This window comes from Helicobacter sp. NHP22-001 (assembly GCF_030270165.1).
Taxonomy (GTDB): Bacteria; Campylobacterota; Campylobacteria; order Campylobacterales; family Helicobacteraceae; genus Helicobacter; species Helicobacter gastrofelis.
On the sequence record NZ_BSWS01000002.1, the window covers coordinates 59,783 to 77,871 of the forward strand.

19 protein-coding genes and 2 tRNA genes are annotated in these 18,089 nt (G+C 46.5%); 6 read left to right on the forward strand and 15 right to left on the reverse strand.

Annotated features, from left to right (window positions below):
• Positions 1 to 22 precede the first annotated feature (22 nt).
• From QSJ47_RS03120 to QSJ47_RS03130, 3 genes are read left to right on the forward strand one after another with little or no spacing between them, the layout of a single operon-like run.
• Complete coding sequence (locus tag QSJ47_RS03120; RefSeq protein WP_285602400.1) at positions 23 to 730, forward strand: hypothetical protein; 708 nt, start codon at positions 23 to 25, stop codon at positions 728 to 730.
• Complete coding sequence (locus QSJ47_RS03125; RefSeq protein ID WP_285602401.1) at positions 730 to 1,470, forward strand: hypothetical protein; 741 nt, start codon at positions 730 to 732, stop codon at positions 1,468 to 1,470. Before QSJ47_RS03120 ends, QSJ47_RS03125 begins: the two co-directional genes overlap by 1 nt.
• A complete protein-coding gene (locus tag QSJ47_RS03130; protein WP_285602402.1) occupies positions 1,471 to 2,286 on the forward strand; it encodes a sulfite exporter TauE/SafE family protein in 816 nt (271 codons plus the stop codon).
• Here the strand turns inward: QSJ47_RS03130 and QSJ47_RS03135 are convergent.
• The gene (locus QSJ47_RS03135) at positions 2,281 to 3,207 is read right to left on the reverse strand and encodes an ATPase, T2SS/T4P/T4SS family (protein WP_285602403.1); all 927 of its coding nucleotides are present in this window, start codon (positions 3,205 to 3,207) and stop codon (positions 2,281 to 2,283) included. The two genes, QSJ47_RS03130 and QSJ47_RS03135, sit on opposite strands and share 6 nt — an antisense overlap.
• Positions 3,201 to 3,899, reverse strand: coding sequence for a 3-deoxy-manno-octulosonate cytidylyltransferase (gene kdsB, locus QSJ47_RS03140; protein WP_221271098.1), 699 nt, complete (start codon positions 3,897 to 3,899; stop codon positions 3,201 to 3,203). The genes QSJ47_RS03135 and kdsB overlap by 7 nt, the downstream gene beginning before the upstream one ends.
• Positions 3,900 to 4,019: 120 nt before the next feature.
• Between kdsB and QSJ47_RS03145 the strand changes: the two genes are divergently transcribed.
• The gene (locus QSJ47_RS03145) at positions 4,020 to 4,328 is read left to right on the forward strand and encodes a thioredoxin family protein (protein ID WP_221271099.1); all 309 of its coding nucleotides are present in this window, start codon (positions 4,020 to 4,022) and stop codon (positions 4,326 to 4,328) included.
• Here QSJ47_RS03145 and QSJ47_RS03150 read toward each other — a convergent pair.
• The 10 genes from QSJ47_RS03150 to QSJ47_RS03195 form a co-directional block, all read right to left on the reverse strand.
• Positions 4,329 to 4,405, reverse strand: a tRNA-Met gene (locus QSJ47_RS03150).
• 13 nt (positions 4,406 to 4,418) lie between these two features.
• Positions 4,419 to 4,493, reverse strand: a tRNA-Gln gene (locus tag QSJ47_RS03155).
• A 47-nt stretch (positions 4,494 to 4,540) separates the two neighbouring features.
• Positions 4,541 to 5,941 carry an L-serine ammonia-lyase gene (locus QSJ47_RS03160; protein ID WP_285602404.1) on the reverse strand — a complete coding sequence of 467 codons (1,401 nt, stop codon included), beginning with the start codon at positions 5,939 to 5,941 and terminating at the stop codon, positions 4,541 to 4,543.
• A gap of 7 nt (positions 5,942 to 5,948) precedes the next feature.
• On the reverse strand, positions 5,949 to 7,190 hold the full coding sequence (locus QSJ47_RS03165; protein WP_285602405.1) for an aromatic amino acid transport family protein: 1,242 nt from the start codon (positions 7,188 to 7,190) through the stop codon (positions 5,949 to 5,951).
• A gap of 113 nt (positions 7,191 to 7,303) precedes the next feature.
• On the reverse strand, positions 7,304 to 8,443 hold the full coding sequence (gene folP, locus QSJ47_RS03170; RefSeq protein WP_285602406.1) for a dihydropteroate synthase: 1,140 nt from the start codon (positions 8,441 to 8,443) through the stop codon (positions 7,304 to 7,306).
• Positions 8,443 to 9,069 carry a DNA polymerase III subunit delta' gene (locus QSJ47_RS03175; RefSeq protein ID WP_285602407.1) on the reverse strand — a complete coding sequence of 209 codons (627 nt, stop codon included), beginning with the start codon at positions 9,067 to 9,069 and terminating at the stop codon, positions 8,443 to 8,445. Before QSJ47_RS03175 ends, folP begins: the two co-directional genes overlap by 1 nt.
• The gene (locus QSJ47_RS03180) at positions 9,062 to 9,580 is read right to left on the reverse strand and encodes a HobA family DNA replication regulator (protein ID WP_221271103.1); all 519 of its coding nucleotides are present in this window, start codon (positions 9,578 to 9,580) and stop codon (positions 9,062 to 9,064) included. The genes QSJ47_RS03175 and QSJ47_RS03180 overlap by 8 nt, the downstream gene beginning before the upstream one ends.
• Positions 9,580 to 10,782: an aspartate kinase gene (locus QSJ47_RS03185; RefSeq protein WP_221271104.1), complete on the reverse strand. Its 1,203-nt coding sequence runs from the start codon at positions 10,780 to 10,782 to the stop codon at positions 9,580 to 9,582. The genes QSJ47_RS03180 and QSJ47_RS03185 overlap by 1 nt, the downstream gene beginning before the upstream one ends.
• Positions 10,782 to 11,252 (reverse strand): RNA pyrophosphohydrolase, encoded by a 471-nt coding sequence (locus QSJ47_RS03190; protein WP_285602408.1) that lies wholly within the window; start codon positions 11,250 to 11,252, stop codon positions 10,782 to 10,784. Before QSJ47_RS03190 ends, QSJ47_RS03185 begins: the two co-directional genes overlap by 1 nt.
• A gap of 94 nt (positions 11,253 to 11,346) precedes the next feature.
• Entirely contained in the window at positions 11,347 to 11,649 is a 303-nt protein-coding gene (locus tag QSJ47_RS03195) for a c-type cytochrome (protein ID WP_221271106.1), read from the reverse strand.
• A gap of 62 nt (positions 11,650 to 11,711) precedes the next feature.
• Between QSJ47_RS03195 and hemW the strand changes: the two genes are divergently transcribed.
• Positions 11,712 to 12,776, forward strand: a complete 1,065-nt coding sequence (gene hemW / locus QSJ47_RS03200) for a radical SAM family heme chaperone HemW (protein WP_285602409.1) — start codon at positions 11,712 to 11,714, stop codon at positions 12,774 to 12,776.
• 12 nt (positions 12,777 to 12,788) lie between these two features.
• Here hemW and QSJ47_RS03205 read toward each other — a convergent pair whose 3' ends face one another.
• Complete coding sequence (locus tag QSJ47_RS03205; protein WP_221271108.1) at positions 12,789 to 14,348, reverse strand: flagellin A; 1,560 nt, start codon at positions 14,346 to 14,348, stop codon at positions 12,789 to 12,791.
• Positions 14,349 to 14,496: 148 nt separating this feature from the next.
• Between QSJ47_RS03205 and QSJ47_RS03210 the strand changes: the two genes are divergently transcribed.
• Positions 14,497 to 16,140 (forward strand): alpha-keto acid decarboxylase family protein, encoded by a 1,644-nt coding sequence (locus QSJ47_RS03210; RefSeq protein WP_285602410.1) that lies wholly within the window; start codon positions 14,497 to 14,499, stop codon positions 16,138 to 16,140.
• Here QSJ47_RS03210 and QSJ47_RS03215 read toward each other — a convergent pair.
• Both QSJ47_RS03215 and QSJ47_RS03220 read right to left on the reverse strand, forming a co-directional pair.
• On the reverse strand, positions 16,137 to 16,805 hold the full coding sequence (locus QSJ47_RS03215) for a beta/alpha barrel domain-containing protein (protein WP_285602411.1): 669 nt from the start codon (positions 16,803 to 16,805) through the stop codon (positions 16,137 to 16,139). The two genes, QSJ47_RS03210 and QSJ47_RS03215, sit on opposite strands and share 4 nt — an antisense overlap.
• A complete protein-coding gene (locus tag QSJ47_RS03220) occupies positions 16,796 to 18,085 on the reverse strand; it encodes a tetratricopeptide repeat protein (protein ID WP_502875109.1) in 1,290 nt (429 codons plus the stop codon). Before QSJ47_RS03220 ends, QSJ47_RS03215 begins: the two co-directional genes overlap by 10 nt.
• Between the last annotated feature and the right edge of the window lie 4 nt (positions 18,086 to 18,089).

The window sequence follows — 18,089 nt, forward strand, 5'->3', positions numbered from 1 at the left end:
AAAAGGAGGGGTTGGAGGCACTATGAGGCGGGTTGGTTTGTTTTTGGGGCTTTTGTGTTTCTTGGCTCATGTGGCATGGGGGGTGGGTTGTAAAACTAACATAAATTACCATCCGGATGATGTGCTCGAGCAAGCAAGAGATTTTGCGCAAAAAAATCACGGTCTTAACAGTGATGGCGATCATAGCACATTGGGTCCGCAATTCGTGCTTGAAGAAAGCCACATGGTGATAGGCAAGAATATTTATTGCGGGGCTGTGGTGCGTGGTTATCGGGTCGGGAATATCATCTACAATAATGGCGATCGTGGTACGACAGCTGGACTTGACTTGAGCTTTATGTGTTTTGGATTTGCTAAAGGTTCTAAATGGTACAAGGGCTCTTGTTTGATGTTAAATGAAGAAGCTCCTTTCTCTGAAATTGGCATGGAGTTTAAAAAGAATGCGTTCCTCTTGCACTTGCGTGAGGACTACCGGGCATGCGCTGATGAAGCAGACAGGATAGGTCGAGAAAATGGTATCAACCGCGCACATTTCACTTTTAAGCCCTTTAAGGGTCGTTATGTTTTAACAACGCTTGATGTTAAAAACAATGATGAACCAATCGATCCTGTTTATCGCCAAAAAAGAGATCATATGAAAATTTTCATGGACACCATAGAAAAAAATATTTTGCAAGACTTAGTGGAGCGTTGCGAAAATAAGGGGTATTGTAAGGAGGGTGATGATTAATGGCGAGGCTAAGAGTGGCGAAAATTTTAGGGCTTTTGTGCTTCTTGGCTAATGTGGCGTGGGGCTTGGAGTGCAACCCTGATCAAGCCACTACCCTAAGAGCACAGGCACAGGCGTTTATAAAAATACCTATCAATCCAAAAATCCGCCTAGATCAAAATTATCTCATCGATCCCAACCAACCAAAGCAAGCCGCTTATGTCTTAGATGTCTATAAGGCTCATGTAGATGGTGCACTGTATTGTGGCTTTGTGGCACGCCTTTTTGGTGCGGACAGCTTAAAGGACTTAGAAGGCGATGAAGGGTCGCGATACTACAGATACGCTGTGATGCGCGCCATGTGCTTTAAAGTAACTAAGACTTCTAAAAAGGGCTCTTTTGCATTCAAAGGTTTTTGTTTATATCTATTTCCTAGATCCGCTCAATTACAAATCCATGTGGGGTTTAAAAATGATGCTATTATTTTAGACTTTCATGATCGTTATATTGTATGCGATCGTGAGCATTTTGAGAATAAAAAGTTAATCTTTAAACCCCTTAAAGAGCACAACCGCTATGTGTTGCAAACATACAGCCGTTGGGACGATGGTGTTGGACTCGATCCTTTTTATGAGCGAAAAAGAGATGACAAACAAATTTTTATAGATAAAATTGACAATAATGTATTGGATGATTTGGAAGATCATTGCTATGAGAAGGGTTATTGCCAAACATGGTCGGATAAAAATGGGATTGATTAAGTGGCTTTAGATTTTGTCTTGGCTTTTGTGGGCTTTGTTACGGGCGTTACAGCCGGTTTTTTTGGCATCGGCGGAGGGGAGATTGTCGTGCCTGCCGCTGTGTTCGCCGGCTTTAGCTACAGCCACGCCGTGGGCATTTCGCTTTTTCAAATGCTCTTTTCGTCTTTAGTGGGCTCACTCATCAACTATAAAAAGGGCTTGTTAGACATTAAAGAAGGCTTGGCAATCGCCCTAGGGGGGTTGTTTGGGGCAATGCTAGGCAGTTTTTTACTCAAGCACATTGACGATCGGATTTTAATGGGGCTGTTTGTGGCGGTGGTGTGCTACACCTTTTTTAAATACGCCTTTGTGAGAAAGGGCAACTACCAAAGTGCTCACTTTCAAATGCACTCTAAGCGCACCCGTTTTAAAATCCCCCTAACCCATTGGCACTTGAGTCAAAAGCATGCCATTTTAACCCTAGCAGGGCTCATCACGGGGGTTTTCTCGATCCCACTTGGCATGGGTGGGGGGATTTTGATTGTCCCCTTTTTGGGCTATTTCTTAAAATACGACACGCAAAAAATCGTGCCCCTGGGGCTGTTTTTTGTCATCTTTTCCTCGCTCTCAGGCGTGATCGCCCTAACGCACACGGGCATTTTAACCCCCCATGTTTTGTGGATCGGCTTTTTAACAGGCGTGGGCGCACTTGTCGGGGTCGGGCTTGGCATTAGATTAATCCTAGTGGCGACTGAGAAAGTCCATCGGGTGTTGCTCTTGGGCATTTACACCCTAAGCATTGCGGCGACTGGCTATAAGCTCGTTACTGAATTATAAATCTTTGCTTAAAAGCACTTGGCTAATGAGCCGTTGCTCTTTGGTTTTACACACTTGGATCACGACATCAATCGCACTTTTAAAATAACGCTCCACCACACTTAGGTCAAAGCGTGCCTTGTGCCCCATTTCAATATTTAGGGCAATGGCTTCTAGGACCTGCTCCACGCTGTTGGCGTGCAAGGTGGACATCATCCCCTTATGCCCCGTATTGCCAAAGCGCAGGAACAAAAGGGCGTTTCTGGTGTCAATTTCGCCGACCATGAGCCGATCGGGACGCATGCGCATCGCCATGTTTAGGGCGTTTTCGTAGGTGAAGGGGGTTTGCTCCATTTTACCCACCAAGAGCCCCACGCTGTTTTCAAACCCGCTTAAATCCAATTCTTGGCTGTCCTCCACGCTCACCACCCTTTCGCTTTTGGGGATAAACTCCAAGAGGGCGTTGAGTAGGCTTGTTTTGCCGCTGGCAGTCGCCCCGCTGATTAATATGTTGTGCCCCTCTTTTGCCATGCTTTTTAAATCGCTGTGGCTAAAGGCGCAGGTGGGGGCGATTTTAAATGCCTCAAGGGGGAATTTTAGTAGGCTGGGCACGCGGATATTGAGGCTGATTTGGTTATTCGTGGTGATGCTAAAGTGGTTTGCGCTCACTCTGTAGCGGGTAAAGGGGATGGAGCAGTTTAGCGTGGGGGCAAGGCTACTAAAGGGCAAATCCCTATAACTGGCTAATTGCTCGCAAAAGCGCAATAAAAACTCCTTGCTAAAAGTGAGGTCTTGTATCTTTTGGCGCGCGCCACTCAGCTTATAGAGCCACAGCTCGTTTTCAGTGTTGCTAAGAAGCTCGGTAACCCCACTTTGCAAATAGGGGGCAAAAAGGGCGATCTGCGCCTTTAAAACCTTATGGGTTTTTAGCTCTTCTAGCACCTTTTCAAGGCTTCTTGTAGGTCTTGCAAGGTATCTATGCCCACACTTTGGGTTTTCACTAGACTTGTGGTGATCGCCTTGTGGTGGTAGAGCGCTCTTAGTTGCTCGAGCTTTTCAATGTCCTCTAAGGGGCTTTTTTCTAGGGCGCAAAACTCTAAAAGCGTATTTACCCTAAAGCCGTAAATGCCAATATGGCCTAAAAAGGCGTGGTGTTGTTCGTCTCTGCCATAGGGGATCGGGGCGCGTGAAAAATACAGGGCGCGGTTTTCTGCGCCGAGCACGACTTTGACGATATTAGGGTCCTTAGCTTCTTTAGGGTTAATTTCTTTAATGCAGGTGTGCATGAAAGGCGTGTTTTGGGATTCTTTTAAAAGCGTGGCGATGATCTCTGGTTCTAAAAAGGGTTCATCGCCTTGCAGGTTTAAAACGGGGGTGTGCTCGGGCAGGTTTAAAAGCGTGCAAGCTTGAGCGCACCTATCTGTTCCGCTTGTGTGCGCCTTGTTTGTCAAAATGGCTTTGATGTTAAAATCCTCACAAGCCCTTAAAAGCAAAGCGTCATCGCACGCCACAATGACCTCATCGACCTTTTGGGCGTTGCGCGCGGTGGCGACCACCATAGGCACGCCTTGGATCGGCACTAAAAGCTTGCGGGGAAAACGGGTGGACTCTAGCCTAGCAGGAATCACAATCATGGGGCATCCTTTGTAAAAAATGCCTTATTATAGTCTTTTTGCGTGGGGTTTTCTTAACCTAAAGCTTAGTTATTTCAAGTTATGCTTTGGCTTTTAATCTACTTAAGAGAAAGGGATTCAATGGAAGTTTTAACCAGCCAGGATTATAAAGAAAAAACAAGCCAAGGGGCGGTTGTGGTCGATGTGGGAGCGGATTGGTGCCCCGATTGCCGTAAAATCGCGCCTATGATGGACGCTTTAGCCAAGGATTACAGCCAAGTGAAAATCTTTAAAGTGGATTTTGACAAGAGCGAGGATTTAAAAGAAAGCCTGGGCATTAAACGCATCCCGACTTTGATTTTCTATAAAGATGGGGCGGAAGTGGGGCAACGATTAGTCGAGCCTGATACAAAAAGCGTTATTGAAGCAGAGTTTAAAAAGTTGGTGTGATGGTTGCGGGAGGTGGATTTGAACCACCGACCTTTGGGTTATGAGCCCAACGAGCTACCGGACTGCTCTATCCCGCGTCACAAGGGGGAGTGGTTGGAGTAGAAGGATTCGAACCTCCGAATGGCAGGACCAAAACCTGCTGCCTTACCACTTGGCGATACTCCAACGAAAAAGTGCCATTATAGCTTGTTTCTTTATAAAGGTCAAGCCCCCTAGCACTTGGGGATATGTACGTGTGTGGCTAGCCCACCTAGTGAAGTTTCTTTGTACTTAGAATCTAATGCCTTGCCGACCTCGTACATGGTAGAGATCACATCATCAAGGCTCACTTTGGCTTGGTAGCCATCTTCTAGGGCGAGTCTTGCCGAAGAAATCGCCTTGATCGTCCCCACCACATTGCGCTCAATGCAAGGGATTTGCACCAAGCCGCCCACCGGATCGCAGGTTAAGCCCAAATGATGCTCCATGGCGATCTCGGCTGCGCTTAAGACTTGACGCACATTGCCCCCCATCACAAAGGCAAAGCCTGCCGCTGCCATAGAAGAAGCGGTGCCCACTTCGGCTTGACAGCCCGCCTCCGCCCCGCTCAAAGAGGCGTTCTGTTTGTATAAATACCCCACCGCCGCACAAGTGAGTAAAAAGTCTACAATTTGCTCGGTTTCTAGGGGCTTGATGTGGTGGTGGCAATAAAGTAGCACCGCTGGCACCACCCCACACGCCCCATTGGTGGGGGCGGTCACCACTTTATGCCCGCAGGCGTTTTCTTCACTAACAGCCCTAGCATAAAGCGTGGCGTAATCGACCATTGCCAGCGGGTCGGCTTGGCTAGGGTGTTTGTTTAGGCGGGCATAGACTTTGGGGGCTAGGCGTGCCATGCCAATGTAGCCGGGCAGTTGCTTTTCTTGCGAAGACACCCCATTTTTATAGCACTCTAACATCGCCTTATAAATTTCTAGGCAGTAGGTGCGGGCGTAATTCTGCCCAAATAGCGCGCTCTCGTGCATGTCCACAATGCCCGCAATGTGGGTGCGGTGTTTTTCGCACAATTCCATCAATTCTTTGGCACTGGAAAAATCAAAAGCGTTGTGTTTGGGTTTTGTGGAATTAGTTGTTTTGTGTTTTAGCTCTTCCTCTGTGTAGATGAATCCGCCGCCCGTGGAGTAATAAATTTCTTTGAGCAATAAATCCTGTTTGCTATTAAAGGCGCACACCTCCATGCCATTTTCGTGCAAACTCAAAGCTTCGGACTCAAAGAGGATGTCCTCTTCAAGGTTAAAAGAGATATTTTTTGTTTTAGCCAGGTGCAAGGTGTGCTCTTGGATCGCTTTTTGTAAAATCTCTTGCCTTTGGGACACGCTCACCTCTTTAGCGCACACTCCGCTAAGACCCACCACGCAGGCTAAGTCTGTCAAATGCCCCTTGCCGGTTAAGGCGAGTGAGCCGTGTAAGATCACCTGCACCCTAGCCACTTGCTCAAGAACTTGTTGTTCTTGCAAAAGTTTGCAAAAGCGCACGCAAGCGTCCATAGGGCCTATGGTGTGCGAAGAACTAGGACCGATGCCTATTTTAAAAATGGCAGTGATGGACTGGCTGTAAATTTCTTGTTGTGTCATGGTTACCTCATTTAACAATATTGATAATGGCGTTTAAAACGGTGAGCACACCCGTTGCAAAGATAAACCCATCGGCAATCGGGCTTCTAAAGTCTTTCATGGAAGGCAGGGCATACATCGCCACAATGGGTAAAATAAAGGTAATAGTAGCTAGGGCAGGCCCGCCCAAATCCTCAATGAAACTTAAAATGCTGGGGTTGTAGTAGGCGACAGCAATGATGCTGATCCAAAAAAATATGGTGGTCCACACATCGATGCGGCGGTGGTGGTGGGTGTTGAGTTTATCTTTAGTGAATATTTGCACAATCAAGCCCTTTAAACCCTCTTTGGCTCCGTAGTAATGTCCAAAAAAAGAAGTGGTGATTGCTAAAAACGCCACAACCGGGCCGGCATAACCAATAAAGGGGTTGTGTAGGGTGTTGGCAAAGTAGCTCAAAATGGGGATGTTTTGCGCTCTAGCTTTGGCAAAATCTGTAGGGTCTAAACATAAAATGCAAGAGAAGACAAAAAATATTACAAAGAAGAGTAAAAAGGAAGTGTTCAATAATTCAATTTGGTTAGTCTTATAGTGTTTAAGTTCCCCGTAGCGTTTTTCCACGGCTTGGGCAAAAGTCGAAATGATCGCGCTGTGGTTAAACGAGAACACCAACACAGGCAGAGTGAACCACAACGCCGCAAAAAACCCTTTAAAACTCGGGATTTCTGTAAGCATCGCCGTTTTCCAATAAGGGATCAAATATAAAGAAAATATTAATAAAATCAACGCCAAAGGATAAACAAGGGCGTTAGCAACCCGGGTTACAATCTTGGTGTTGAAAAGCATCACAAAGATCATGCCCGTGATAAGGTGTTCGGCCAAAAAGAAGCGGTTGTTCTCAAAGAAATGCAACCTCAGCTGGTTGGAAAAAAACGATTCAACTGTGTTGGTGATCCCCACACCGTAGGCTAGACAGATTGGGTAAAGGGCGAAGAAATACATTAAGGTGATTAAAAATCCAACCTTTTTGCCTAGGCGGGTGGCGGCGTGGGTGATGTCTTGGTTACCTATGGCATTGACAAAACGCGCTAAAGCCCTATGGCTTAGCCAGGTCATGGGAAAACTCAAAATCGCCATAAGCACTACAGGCCAAAACCCATGTTTGCCCGCTTGAATCGGTAAAAATAAAATCCCTGCCCCCACAGCCGTGCCAAAGAGCGACCACATCCAACGGATGTCAAAGAGATTTAATTTTTGATCCGCTTGCGCCATTTAAACCCTTGTACCTTTAAAGTCAAAGGCTGTATTGTAACAAAATTAAGACAATAGGCCACCAGTTCTAGCCACGCAAGGCGATTTAGGGGAGTTTTGTGGCGGACGGTCATCTAGGGGATTTGCAAAAAAGCGTTGTGGATGGCTAAGATGTCTAAATGCGCGGGGATGTCGTGCACTCTTAGAATGCTCGCTCCATTTTCTAGGGCTTTTAAGTGTAGGGCGAGCGTGCCGGCCAAGCGATCTTGCACCTCTCTAGCACACACCTCGCCCACGCTTTTTTTGCGGCTACAGCCCACAAGCAAGGGGTAGCCAAAGTGCAGAAAATGCGCTAAGTGTTTGATGAGGGCCAAATTCTCGGGCATTTGTTTAGAAAAGCCAAAGCCAACGTCTAAGATGATGTCGCTCATGCCTTGCTCTTGCAAAGCGGCGATCTTGGCGCGAAAAAACGCCTCCATGTCCTCCCATAAATTGTTGGCTGTGAGTTGTTGTTGCGCTTGCAGGGGCACGCCTAAAGAGTGCATCAAGACAACTTGCACCCCAAACTCCTTAGCTACAGAAAACATGAACGGGTCTTTAAAGCCGTTCACATCGTTTAGCACGCAAAAGCCATGTTTTAGAGCAAAGGCGGCGGTTTTGGAGTTATAGGTGTCTATGCTAAATTTGGCATGTTTGTAAAGGTTTTGACCTTTGATCTCGGTGCATAAATCTTTTAAGCGGGCAATTTCTGCGTTGGCGTCTGTGTAAAGGCTTCCCGGTCTGGAGCTAGCCGCCCCGATGTCTATGTAGGCGATTTTCTGCTCTAAGAATTTGTAGATTTGCTCTAGGGCTGTTTTTGCGCTGTAGCGGCTATGGGGGTAGAAACTATCGGGGGTGAGGTTAACGATCGCCATTAGAGCGGGGGTATAGGTTGGGGGGATGAAGTGGGTTTCTAGCTCTTTAGCGAGTTTTTTAAGCCCAAAATCTTGTTTAGCGCATTTTTGGGCGAGGTGTTTGAGCTGGTCTAAAGTGCCCACAAGCAAACAATCATAAGCCTTTTCTTTTGCCAAAATGCAACTTTTAGGCGTGGCTAGCTCTGCACCCACACGCAATGCCTCTTGTTTTAGAATCAAAGTGGCGCTTAGGGGCAGGTCGGTGATTTTAAAACTCAAAAGCTGGGCTTTTTTAGCCATAATGGCTTGCCCTATGGGGTGCGTGCCGATCTCTTTGAGGGCATGAGAAAAACTAGCGGGATTGAGCCTTTGTAAAAACATTAGCCCCTCGCTTGCAAGACACTTAAAAGCAAGGGCAAGAGATTATAGCTGGGGCGCAGATAAAGGGCGTTGGCGTAAAGGGCATTGTCAAATTGTGCGAGCTGAGTGGGGTTTAGGCGGATACCGACTTGTTTGACCGCCTCTAAAAGGGCGGCGATTTGGACTTTCACTTCCTCTTGGTTAAATTGTTTATCGGCGTTTTGTAGGTATCGATAAAGGGTGCATAGATCGCAAGTTTTGAGGTCTAGCCCAAAGGGTGGAAGGGGTGTTTTGGTGCGCTTGTTGGTGTGGGGCAGTCTAGAGCGGATGGTGGGCAGCAATGCGCTTGGGTGTTTGGTGATGAGAATAAAAAAGGTGTTTTTTGGGGGTTCTTCTAGGATTTTAAGCAGGGCGTTTTGGGCAAAAATGTTTAAGCTGGGCGTGGCGATGAGAAATGCCTTTTGACCGGCAAATTTCAGCACACAGCGGCGTTTAATCTCGTGGGCATGTTCGATTTTTAGCTCATCTTCACAAATAACTTCGGCTAAAAAGGGGGTGTTTTGGGCTTTAAAATCCGCCTCTAAAAATGCTCTGTAACTTTGGACCTCATCGTGAGGGGTGTTGGTGTAGATGATTTGGCTAGTCATTTAGACTCACTTTGCCTAGCAAACTCTCTAATACCATGTGCGTAAACACCCGATAAAGCTGTAAAAGCTTGTGATCGAGTAAAGGATCAAGGGACTTGAAGTTAATTGCCCCCTCTTTGAGGCTGTCTAAAAGCCACAATAAACTGCGCTCCACGCTTAGGGCTAGTTGGGCTATTTTGGAGTTGGTTGTCCCCACATACCAAAAGATATAGTTTTGGTAAACCAAATCTAAAGTGTTGCGTATCAAAGAAATGTCTTGGCTTTGCTGCAAATAAATTTGGAAGCTTTGCAAGGGGTCAAAGACCGGCACTAGGGGGTGCATGGGGTGGCTGTTTAAATGCGCCAAAGCGTAGGTTTTAAGCCACACCCTTTGACTATCCGTAGCGATAAGAACACATCCCCCCTTTAAAATATGCTCTGTGGCACACAAAAGAGGGGTGCAATCTTTAGGCAACTCAAGGCATAAAAACCCCTCTCTTTGCAGGTTAGACAGCCACTCCCTAAGGTGCATTAAAGGTCGAGTTTAAAAGCCGTGTGCAAAGTTTTTAAAGCAAGCTCGGCGGCACTAATATCGACCACAACAGAGATTTTAATTTCACTGGTGCCGATCATTAAAATATTGATATTTTCTTTGGCTAAAGCATTAAAGGCTACGCTAGCAATTCCCGAGTGCGAGCGCATCCCCACCCCCACCACAGAAACCTTAGCGACCTTGTCATCATGTTCGATTGAACCGATGTTTTGTAGATTCTTTAAAACCCGTAGACAGGATTCTAAATCGCCTTTAGACACAGTGAAGTTAATGTCAGTTCTGTTATTACGGGCAACTGTTTGCACGATCAAATCAATGTTGATCTCTGCACTGGCCAAGAGTCCAAAAATCTCCCCGGCAATGCCCGGATAATCCAAAGCATCGACAATGTTGATGCGGGCTTGGTCGGTGTCTAGAGCAATGCCACTCACAATGGGTTTTTCCAAAATCTGCTCCTCTGAAGTGATGCGTGTCCCCTCATTATTATTAAAGGAATTGCGTGTAACAAGGGGGATATTGTATTTTTTAGCCAGCTCCACAGAGCGGTTAAACAGCACCTTCGCTCCCATTGAAGCCAACTCCAGCATTTCTTCGTAGCTGATGACATCAATTTTATGCGCCCTCGGCACAATGCGTGGGTCTGTGGTGTAAATGCCGTCCACATCCGTATAAATCTCACAAAGCTCGGCGTGCAAAGCCCCGGCTAGAGCCACTGCGCTTAAGTCGCTCCCCCCTCGCCCCAAAGTGGTGATTTCCCCACTTTGGCTAATCCCTTGAAAGCCCGCCACCACCACCACAAAGTTTTGTGCCAACAACTCCCGAATTTTAGCCGTGTTGATGTCTAAAATTTGGGCTTTGGTGTAGTGTGTGTTGGTTAAGATCCCCGCTTCACGCCCACTAAGAGAACACGCCTTTTGCCCCATAGACTCCAAAGCAATGGCAAGCAACGCGCTAGAAATTTGCTCCCCACTGCTAAGCAGGCGGTCTAACTCGCGTTGGTTGCTGCGTGCGCCAAAATAGTGGGCAAGGTTTAAAAAATCGTCTGTGGTGTCGCCCATTGCCGAAACCACGACCACTAAATCTTCGTAGAGTTTTTTACTCTCAACGACCCGTTTAGCCACGGCTTCAATGCGCGCACAGCCCCCCATGCTCGTGCCTCCAAACTTTTGCACCACCAGCATTATAGGTAACCCTCTTTACGGAAATAACCGATCACTTGGCGGTAAACTTGGCGCTTGAAGTGCACAACCTTATGGAAAAGATCCTGTGTTTTGACAAAGCACCAACAATTAAACTCGGGTGAAAGGGTTTGGATATTGATCAAAGAATTGTTTTTGAGACGCACTAAAAAATACTTCTGTTTCTGCCCATCAAAGGGGTAGAGTTTTTTAGGCATCGTGGGGGGGAAGTCATAGGTGATCCACTTGGGGTATTCGGCGATCACCTCTACCGCATCTGTGCCGATCTCCTCCAAGAGCTCACGATACAAAGCCTTTAAGGGGGTTTCGCCTTGATCGATCCCACCTTGGGGGAACTGCCACGCCCCTTGAATGTCTATGCGCTGTGCGAGGAAAAATTCGCAATCCCTAGGGTAGTGGGAAGAAAGCACAACAGCGGCCACATTTGGGCGATAACTTTTTTTGGTGTCCATAGTCGTCCTTCACTTTAGCACTTAGAGCCAAAAACTAGGCGACATTATAACACACGCAAAACTGAAAGAAACCCCCTCCTCTTTATGCTTGGATTTATTTTTTAAGAGTGGGGATGAATTTTGCCAAAGCCTCGATGTCTGCATCACTCAAAGATTTTGCCTGCCCGTGCATCACGCCACCCGCCCCATAGCGGTTAAGTGTGCCCGCCTTATAGCCCATCAAATCCTCTTTAATGGTCGCACTATCGAGAGTATTGACCACATGCCCCTTACCAAAGGCCTTGCGGTCCATAGAAGGTCCATGGCAACCAGCACAGCGTTTAATGATCTCGGCAGGTTGAGCTGCCCCTAAAAGCCCAAGACCCAACACAACACCCAAGAATAAAACCTTTTTCAAAACAAGCTCCTTTAAATTTATCAAAAAGTATACTAAGATGATATTATTTAAAGGATTAAGCTATGCTTAAATCCACGCCTCCAAGAGCCCCTAGCCTTTACATACATGTCCCTTTTTGCACGAGCAAGTGCGGGTATTGTGCCTTCAATTCTTTCAGCGGGCTAGACTCCCTAAAAGATGCCTATGTGGAAGCCTTGATTGTAGACCTCAAAGACAGCCTTAAAAGCACGCCGGTTTTAAGCTCGATTTTTATCGGCGGGGGCACGCCAAACACACTAGAGCCCAAACACTACGAGTACATTTTTAACACCATTGCCACCCACACCACTAGCGCCCAAAATATAGAAATCACTTTAGAAGCCAACCCCGATCTCATCACCAAAGAGTGGTGCAAGACTCTAAGGGCGCTTGGGGCTAACCGCCTCTCTTTGGGAGTGCAAAGCTTTTTTGCCGATAAATTAAGGTTTTTGCAAAGAGAACACAGCCAACAAGATATTTTTAAAGCCCTTGAGATCGCCCACACTTGTGGATTTAATCACCTAAGCATCGATTTAATTTACAACACCCCACTAGACATGCCCGCCCGCCTTAAGGCAGAGTGCATGCAAGCAAACACCCTACCCATAGATCACCTCTCTGCCTACAGCCTAACCCTTGAAGACAACACCCGCCTCGCCAAAAGCACCGCCCCAAGTGCACTTTTAAACGCTGACTCCACGCTCCAAAATATTTTAAAAGATTTGGGTTTTACGCCCTATGAAGTGTCTAATTACGCCAAACCCTATCAAGTGCAACATAATTTGGGCTATTGGGCTGGCTGTGAATATTTGGGCTGTGGGGCTGGGGCTGTGGGGCGCATGGGTAAAGAGAGGTTTTACAAACAAAAATATGTTTTAGCCTACATTAAAGACCCCCTAAAGCGGCGCATAGAGCATTTAAGCGATCAAGATTTAGAGTTTGAAAGACTGTTTTTAGGCTTGCGCTGTGTTTTGGGGGTAGAGTTAAAAGGGCTAGATCCTAAAAAAACCCAAACCCTTGTAGAGGAGGAAAAATGCAAAATCAGCAACCAACGCTTGGTTGCTTGCGACTTCTTCCTAGCGGATGAAATCGCTTTGTGGCTCACTTAAAGCCCGAAGGCTCTATGTTAAAAGGCGGAGAATATTTTGTTGCACTGTGTTGGCTTGGCTCATTGCGTAGCTGCCAGACTGCGCCAAAATATTGTTTTTGCTGAAGTTTGCGCTTTCTTCGGCGAAGTCCACATCACGGATTTGAGATTCAGCGGCCTTCACATTCACTTGGGTGATGCTTATGTTGTTGACCGTGCTCACCATTTGGTTTTGCACAGAACCCAAGTCGGAGCGGATTTTATCCAACATTTTTTGGGCAGATTCAGCAATGTCCATCACCACCATCGCACCCCGAAGCGTTGTAACCCCAGAACCTAAAGTGAGGTTTTCCTTAGCTAGGGTGTTGTTGAAGTTAGCCCCAGAAGCACTGCGCACAGCTTGGTTAAATTCACCGAGCACATCTCTGAGGTTAACCGTGGTGTTAGCAGTTTCTCCCTTGCCAAAACCAATGGCTTCATAACCAGCGTTGGCATCAGCTACATTTGCCCCAGAAACAATGAGGATGTCTCTAGCATCTTGGCGGACCAAGGATAAACGACCATAATTCACAGAGCCATCTGTGATTTTTTGACCACCATTGAGGGTGTCTAGAGCCATTTTGCCTCCGCCACTGTCTTTATCACTACCGCCTTCGTTATCGGCCTTTAGGCTGATGCCCCGCCCATCTAGACTGCGTAGATTTAAACGCCCCGCAGCGTCTGTATAAGCCTCAACGCCTGTTTCAGCGGTGACAGCGTTAAAGGCTGCCACTAGACGACCATCGCTGTCGTTTTTCTTCACACCCACCACATTACCAATATGCACACCATTGAGAACCACATTATGTAGACTCCCCGAACGGATAGCCTCGTCTGAGGTGGAGATCACATTAGCCGTTGCCCTAACACCAGTGGCATTAGCGTTCTTATTGATCACCTCCACTAAGGCACCAAGTCCTGTACCAGCAGAAGTGGAAATTTTCACACTCTCTAGACTAATGTCATGGGTGCCATCGACCTGTTTAAAAGTCAAAGCCACTTGACCTGAAGCGGTGATCGTCTTACCGGTAACGATTTTTGTCTGCCCAATTTTGTCGGAAGTGGCTGCTTCGATACTTGCCTTAATGGTTTGGTTAGAATAAGCCCCCACTTGGAATTCTTTATTAGAGAAAGAACCCGCTAAGAGAGTTTGCCCATTGTAGGAAGTGGTGGTGCCGATATTATCCAAGCTTTGGATTAAGCGCACGATGTCGGCTTGTAGAGCCTTTCTAGATTGTGTGTTTTGCCCATCTTGAGCCGCCTGAGTGGCTTTTGTTTTGATGGTATCTAGGATTTTGATTTGCTCATCCATTGCCTTGTCAGCGATCTGGATGATGCCCATCGCATCGTTGGTGTTGGCGATTGCTTGCCCTAAACTCTTGGCTTGAGAACGCAGTGAATCGGCAATCGTCATCCCAGAAGCGTCATCGGCTGCCTTATTGATGCGTAGTCCAGAACTCAACCGCTCCAACGACTCTCTCAAATTGCGTTGCGTTAGTAACCCAGCGGCGTGGGCGTTCAACGCATTGATGTTCGTGTTGACCTGAAATGCCATACTAACTCCTTGTTGATCTCCTAAAGCTTCCTTGCTTTGGCGCACCTATAATCGGCTAAAAATTGTTTGACTCAAGCCCAAACCGCTAGTTTTGCTTCACTTTTAGGTTAAAATAGTGCTTATCGTTCAATAGCACAAAGGGGATTTTATGGCAATCAGCGTTGGTCAGTATTTATTGGAGAGATTAAAAGATTACGGCGTGGAGCACATTTTTGGTGTGCCCGGGGATTACAACTTGAGTTTTTTAGACTTGATTGAAGACGATCCAAATTTAGAGTGGATTGGCAATTGTAACGAGCTCAATGCCTCTTATGCGGCGGATGGGTATGCGCGCATTAAGCCTATGGGTGCGCTTTTAACCACCTTTGGCGTGGGCGAGCTTAGTGCCATTAACGGCGTGGCGGGCTCTTATGCCGAAAGCGTGCCCGTGGTGAAAATCGTGGGGATGCCCTCGCGCAATGTATTAGAAAACAAGCGTTTTGTGCACCACACTTTGGGCGATGGCGAGTTTATGAAGTTTTATGCCATGTATCAGGGCATCAGTGTGGCGCAAACGATTTTAAATAAACAAAATGCTAAGAGTGAGATCGATCGGGTGTTGGCCGAGTGTGCCTTGCATAAAAAGCCCGTATACATCGGTATCCCTGCCGATGTGCCCCACATGCAAATTGAAGTTTCAAGCCCCATGCTCTACAAGCCCAAGAGCGATAAAAAAAACCTCAACACCTTCATTGGAGCAGTAAAAAAAAGCTTAAAAACTTATAAATCCTTCATTGCTCTAGCCGACTACGAGGTGAACCGCTACCATTTAAATCAAGAATTGCACGACTTTATCGAAGCCACGAATTTACCCATCGCCTCTCTTTCTATGGGCAAGGGGGTGTTTTGCGAGCAACACCCAAATTTCATCGGGGTTTACAATGGGATACTAAGCGATGAACGCATTACAAACGCCATTAAAGAATCCGATTGCAACATTTTAATCGGAGTGAAACTCACCGACTCTTTAACCGCTGGATTCCACTATATTTGTGAAGAACCCACCCCTAAAATAGAAATCCACCCGCTCTACAGCAAGATAGGTGAGAAAGTTTACAGCGATATTCTCATGCAAGATGTGCTTAAAAAACTCTCCACGCTCAAGTTTGAATCCAAAATGCCCTCCAAAGAGCCCAAAGAAAAGCCCCATTTCAGCGGCAAACTCACCCAAAAACAATTCTTTAAAGTGATTGAGGGGCATTTACAGCCTAACGGGGTTTTGATCGCCGAGCAAGGAACTTCATTTTTTGGGGCAATAGATGTAAATTTGCCAAAGGGGACAAGCTTTATTGGACAACCACTTTGGGGCTCCATCGGCTACACCTTTGGGGCATTGCTAGGCAGTGCGCTTGCTGATCGCAAGCGGCGCAATGTGCTGTTAGTGGGCGATGGTTCTTTGCAGATCACCGCTCAAGAACTCTCCACTATGCTTAGAGAGAACATCACTCCCATTATTTTGGTCATCAACAACGATGGCTACACGGTGGAGCGCTGTATCCATGGGCCTGAGCGTAAATACAACGACATTAATATGTGGCACTACACCAAGCTTTTAGAAGCCTTTGATGTGCATTTGCACAGAAAGCCCCTATCCTTCAAGGTAGACACGGCTGAAAGTTTGAGCCACGCTTTAGAGCAAGCCTACAGCCACCCTGATAAATTAGCCCTGATAGAGGTGGGGATGGCTAGGGACGATGCACCCACCCTCTTAAAAAAACTAGGCGAGCTTTTTTCAGCGCAAAACAGCTACTAGCCCCACAAGACCAAGCCATCCACTCCATAGGAATTTGTGGGATCAATGGGGGGGGTGTTTAAATCTTTTAAAATGACCAAGCCCTGCGGGACAAGTTGCAAAATCTCTTTAAAATCTTGCACGATGTAAAGGGCTCTAGCCCGTGCTAAAATGGCATTTTTTAAATCCGCCACACTCGCCACTTGCACGATGCCAAGTAAGCCTAAATGCGTGGTGTAGGCAAGCATGTCTTTTAAATCCTTTTGCAACAAGCTAGGGTCTAAAACTAGAGCGTCCACGCCATAAACCAAGGCTTCTAAAATTTGGTAGCGATCCACAATCAAATCTTTTGAAATCAAGGGCTTGGTGCAAAGACGACGCACATAGCCCAACAAATCCAACATTTCTAGGGACGGCTCTTTGGCATAAAGTGGGGTGAAGTCAAGCAATAAAGCCAAAGCTTGGCTCTCTTGCGCCTTTTGTAGATTTTTTAAGAATTGTTCTAAATCTTGGCGTAAATCTAGGGCTAAAAGGGCGTGGGCTAGGGGAGTTTCTTTGGGGCGCTTAAGTTGCTCTAGGCTTAATCGTGGCAAGTAGGGGTTGTAGGCAAGGCTACGCCCCAAAAGTTCAAAGGGGCGGATTTCTTGTTTGAGCTTTAAAAGGGCTTTAAGATTGTCTATTGGCACTCAGCGATGGCTTGGGCATGGGCTTTTAACTCGGGTTGGGCGGCAATGTCCTCTTTAGAAATGCCTAAAAAGAGTTTCTTTGCTAAAGCGCAATTGCCCAGCTTGAAGTAACCCCATGCCAACGAATCGATGTAAAAAATCGATTTGGGCTCGATCTGCAAAGCCACCTTAACATAGTTAATCCCCTTGCGGATATTTAGACCGGACTCAATGAGCGAATAGCCCAAGAAATTATAGAAAAAGGCATCTTGAACATCTAATCGACCCTTATGCAATCTAATTTGCTCCCGCCGTTCGGCAATGGCCCTCTCAAGTTTATGGGTGATAGGCAACATGTCCGCTCTACTGAGTTTTTTATGTGCTGTTAGGTGTTCATAGGTGTAAACCGCCTCTAGGGCTAGAAATTTAGGGTCCCTATGTTCCTTGTAGAGCAAGCCGGCTTGTTTGGAGGCTAGGGCGAAGTTTTTTTGAGCGGTGTAAAGGTCTAGGAGCAAACGGCGGTTAAAGGGGAAGTTTTTGGCAATCTTTTCAGCCTTATTAAATTCTTTGAGCATCACCAAAACCTCAATGTAAAGCTGTGCGTTTTGCACTATGGGGTTTTTGTGGTAGAGCACCCCAAAGACCTCTTTGGCTTTGGCAAGTTGGTTCATTTGGACTAAAGTGTTGAAACTCTTTTGGCACAATCCGGGCGAACAGCCGTATTTTTCTAAGTGAGAAACGATGAGGTCTGCAGCTTCTTGTTGGCTGTTTTGGATGAAGTAAAGTGTGATGAGCTTCTCTAAAGTGTCCTCATCGTGCACTTGGTTGTAGAGCTTACTTAAAATGTCAAAGGCTTTGGTGTATTGTTTCTCGCCAATGTAGAGTGCACCTAACACGCTATCAAGCATCAAAGACTTGTCCTCTTTGCGGATCCTCTCTAGTAGAATGATTGCCTTTTTGATTTGCCCCGTTTTGATGTAGCCATCCACTAAGATCTTGTTGATCGACAAGTCTTTGTTGTTTTTGGTAACCTTTTTATAGAGCATGGCGAGCTCTACGGCGGTGTTAATGTCGCCCAAGCTGGCAGCTGAAATGGCAGCCTCTTTGGCGTAAATGATATTGTGCGTTTCTTTGTAAAGCTGTAGATAGCCCTTTTTAGCCGTGGCAAAGTCGCCCCTGTGGAAGGCATCCGATGTGATTAAAATTTGCTGATCTTCTGTAGCACTTTGGGCAAAGAGCATGCTACTTAGAGCCAGCCCTAGACCCAAAAACCTCCAAGCTTTAATTCTCTGTTGTGGCATAAAA